Source organism: Megasphaera sp. DJF_B143, from assembly GCF_900320625.1.
GTDB lineage: Bacteria > Bacillota > Negativicutes > Veillonellales > Megasphaeraceae > Megasphaera > Megasphaera hexanoica.
On the sequence record NZ_ONTA01000271.1, the window covers coordinates 1 to 3,933 of the forward strand.

The following is a 3,933-nucleotide window of genomic DNA, read 5'->3' on the forward strand; positions in this document are numbered from 1 at the left end:
CCATGATGCCAATATTTCTCGTTTTTTTTTTTTTTTTTTCTCTTGGCACGGTTTTTTCCACTCCTCAAAAAATAATAAATATCGTAAATTACCAACGATAATGAGCGAAAGCTTTGTTAGCTTCAGCCATTTTATGAGTATCTTCCTTTTTCTTGATAGCAGCGCCTGTATTGTTGAAGGCGTCCATCAATTCGCCAGCGAGCTTTTCTTTCATCGTGCGTTCGCCGCGTTTACGGGCATAGCCGACAGTCCAGCGGATACCGAGGGACAGGCGACGGTCTGCACGTACTTCGACAGGAACCTGGTAGTTAGCACCACCGACGCGGCGGGCACGGACTTCCAGGACAGGCATAACGTTGTTGAGAGCCTGTTCGAATACTTCCAAAGGATCTTTATTCATTTTAGAACGGATGATGTCGAAAGCATCATAAACGATGGTTTCAGCGACACCTTTTTTGCCGTCCAACATAACTTTGTTGATGAAGCGCGTTACCAATTTGGAATGGTACACCGGATCCGGCAGCACATCACGCTTCGGCACGGGGCCTTTTCTTGGCATGTCTAATTCCTCCTCTATGCTATGTAAGTCATCTTGTTCATCTTAAATGGCAAATCTTATTTGCCTTTCTTAGCGCCGTATTTAGAACGGGACTGCTGACGATCTGCTACGCCAGCTGTATCCAAGGCACCGCGGACGATGTGATAACGTACACCAGGAAGGTCTTTGACACGACCGCCTCTGATTAATACAACACTGTGTTCCTGTAAATTGTGACCAATGCCGGGAATATAAGCAGTTACTTCGATGGAGTTCGTCAAGCGAACACGGGCAACTTTACGCAGAGCCGAGTTAGGTTTTTTCGGGGTAGCTGTGTATACACGAGTGCAGACACCGCGTTTCTGCGGGCAGTTTTTCAAAGCCGGTGCTGTCGATTTAGTTACGGCAACCTGACGTCCTTTACGAACCAATTGGCTGATTGTTGGCATTTGGGCACCTCCTCTCCAAACAATTAGATTTATAATGTAATCATCAATGAAGCGTCAGCTTCAGGATGATGTTACCAGAATCAGCTGAGCAGTCCGACAGCTGCAGCCCCAACCTTGATCCGGCAGGCCAGCCCCAGTTCTGCCATAGTATAATTGCGATCCGTGGCAATTCCCATTTCAACGGCAAGCGTGAGCAGCGGTGCTGCTACCTGTTCATCACAGTCATTGGCAATATACAGCTGTGTGACTTCGTTTCGTTTCATTGCTTTCAGCGTCTGTTTGGCACCGACCGTCTTTCTGGCCGTACCGAGCAATTCCAAGCTCACGAAACATCACTCCTTAAAACATACAATTTGGCCGCACGACTCGCATTGCGACACTTAGATATTTTATCATTCCCCTATTTCCATGTCAATGTATTTTTCGTAAAATAAGCCATTTATTATTACACAGTCCCGCGTGGTTCAATAATTGTATTATCTGATATATGAATTCCGCATGATAAGAGGTAAAAAAAACATCACATGAAGATGTTAATCACTCTTCATGTGATGTTTCATTTATGCGATCTTAATGTCCGGCTTCTGGTGTCGTATCTTCCGGCTGGATGTCAATGGGATTGCCATCTTCATCTTCATATTCAACGGTAGGGACCGTCTTAACGACTTTCACTTTGCGGTAGCGGCTCATGCCAGTACCGGCAGGAATCAGCTTGCCGATGATGACGTTTTCCTTGAGGCCGAGAAGCGGATCGATCTTGCCCTTGATGGCTGCATCGGTAAGGACGCGGGTCGTTTCCTGGAAGGAAGCGGCTGACAAGAAGGAATCGGTAGCCAGGGCCGCTTTAGTAATGCCGAGCAGCATAGGCTTGCCTATAGCCGGTTTGCCGCCATTGGCTTCTATACGTTTGTTCATATCTTCAAAGACATTGACATCAATATAATCGCCTGGCAATACATCGGCATCTCCAGCATCTTCAATCTTAATCTTACGCAGCATCTGGCGTACGATAACTTCGATGTGCTTATCGTTGATACCAACGCCCTGGGATTTATAAACCTTCTGTACTTCGTATACGAGGTACCGCTGTGTTGCTTCTACACCCTGGATGCGCAGGATATCGTGAGGATTAATGGAACCGGATGTAATGCGGCTGCCCTTTTCGATGACGTCGCCTTCGTGAACTACCAGGTGAGCGCCAAAGGGAATCGTGTAGCTTCGTTCTTCGCCATCTTTGGAAAGAACATGGACGATATTGATGTCATGGTGGTCTTCTTTTTCCGTAATAGAAACAGTGCCGTCGATTTCAGTGATGATAGCATTGCCTTTCGGCTTACGGGCTTCAAACAATTCTTCGACACGGGGCAGACCTTGTGTGATATCACCAGCAGATGCAACGCCGCCTGTATGGAATGTACGCATAGTCAGCTGTGTGCCCGGTTCACCGATAGACTGTGCTGCAATCGTACCAACCGATTCGCCTACGTTGACCTTGCCGCCTGTACCAAGATCGCGGCCATAGCATTTAGCGCATACACCGTAACGGCTGCGGCAGGTAAGGACACTGCGGATCTTAACTTTATCATAATACTTGGCAACTTCTTTTGCCTGATCCGCCATGATTTCTTCGTTGAGAGGAACAATAACCTCGCCCGTATCTTTGTTAATCAGTGTTTCCGCTGCCGTACGGCCTTCAATCCGGTCTTCCAGCGGTTCAATGATGCCATTGCCTTCTACGATAGCTGTAACGTAGACACCACGGATATCATTATTGCGTACTTTGACTTCTGTTACATCGCTGCTCAGGATGCGGTCGATAGCATCTTCCGTAAGGGGAGTGCCGGCCGGGCAGATTTCCATGCCATTGGAGTCGATGACCGTTTCTTCGACAGATTTGCCAAGCATATTTTCAATCATGGCCTGGCGCAGGGAAGAGCGGATGCTTTCTTCCGGCGCACCAAGATAGACGTTTTCAATGACATTAGTATGATTCATGTCATCATTAATATCAAGCTGGCTGCCATGGAGAGACAGTTTAGGTACCTTATAGGCAACGAGTTCATCCATATCATCTGTCGTGAGGACGTGTCCTTCCGGCAGAATGACTTCACCTGTACCGGCATCGACGATATCAGCAGCCAATACACGGCCGATAATCTTATCCGCCATGAGAGCCACAGCCTGACGGGTAGAGCCGGCCAGGCGGGCCCGTTCGCGAATCAGGTCGATACCGAAAACATCACAGTCTTCTTCACGGACAATGACATCCTGGGAAACATCGACGAGACGACGGGTCAGATATCCCGAGTCGGCGGTCCGCAATGCCGTATCGGCCAGACCTTTACGGGCACCATGGGACGATGTGAAGTAATCCAGTACAGACAGGCCTTCCCGGAAATTTGCCTTGATGGGCAAGTCGATGATTCGGCCCGACGGGTCAGCCATCAGGCCACGCATACCGGCAACCTGACGAATCTGCTGTTTATTACCACGAGCACCGGAGTCAGCCATCATGAAGATGGAGTTGAACGGATCCATGTTATCCATCATGACTTCCGTTACGTCATCCGTTGCTTTTTCCCAGATGGAGCAGGTCTTACGATACCGTTCGTCTTCCGTTATAAGGCCGCGGAGATACATTTTGGATACATTCTGTACCTGTTTATCGGCGGCATCGAGGATGTCCCATTTTTCAGCAGGAATCTGAATATCAGAAATAGCAATGGACATACCAGCCTGACGGGCATAATGATAACCGATTGCCTTGATATTATCCAGAAGTTCCGCCGTCTTTGTATTGCCGACAAGATGGAAGCAGGCATCGACGAGCTTGCCAATCTGTTTTTTATTCATGAGTACGCCAAGGCAGTTCACATCGACGTACTCTTTATCTTTCTTGAATTCCGCTACTGCTTCTTTATCTACTTTACGTGCCGGGAGCGGACG

At 48.1% G+C, this 3,933-nt stretch carries 3 protein-coding genes and 1 pseudogene; all 4 read right to left on the bottom strand.

Features of this window, described 5'->3' with window-relative positions:
• Window positions 1-88: 88 nt before the first annotated feature.
• A complete protein-coding gene (gene rpsG / locus DBO31_RS07930) occupies window positions 89-559 on the bottom strand; it encodes a 30S ribosomal protein S7 (protein WP_014015731.1) in 471 nt (156 codons plus the stop codon).
• A gap of 56 nt (window positions 560-615) precedes the next feature.
• Entirely contained in the window at window positions 616-987 is a 372-nt protein-coding gene (gene rpsL / locus DBO31_RS07935; RefSeq protein WP_014015730.1) for a 30S ribosomal protein S12, read from the bottom strand.
• Between the two features lie 80 nt (window positions 988-1,067).
• Entirely contained in the window at window positions 1,068-1,313 is a 246-nt protein-coding gene (locus tag DBO31_RS07940; protein ID WP_059075690.1) for a ribosomal L7Ae/L30e/S12e/Gadd45 family protein, read from the bottom strand.
• A 244-nt stretch (window positions 1,314-1,557) separates the two neighbouring features.
• A pseudogene (locus DBO31_RS07945) lies at window positions 1,558-3,933 on the bottom strand (DNA-directed RNA polymerase subunit beta'); the annotation flags it as partial.

What these genes read in the sequence shown, in the direction of transcription:
- rpsG (WP_014015731.1), bottom strand. Translation starts at nt 559, where the DNA reads ATGCCAAGAAAAGGCCCCGTGCCGAAGCGTGATGTGCTGCCGGATCCG.
- rpsL (WP_014015730.1), bottom strand. Translation starts at nt 987, where the DNA reads ATGCCAACAATCAGCCAATTGGTTCGTAAAGGACGTCAGGTTGCCGTA.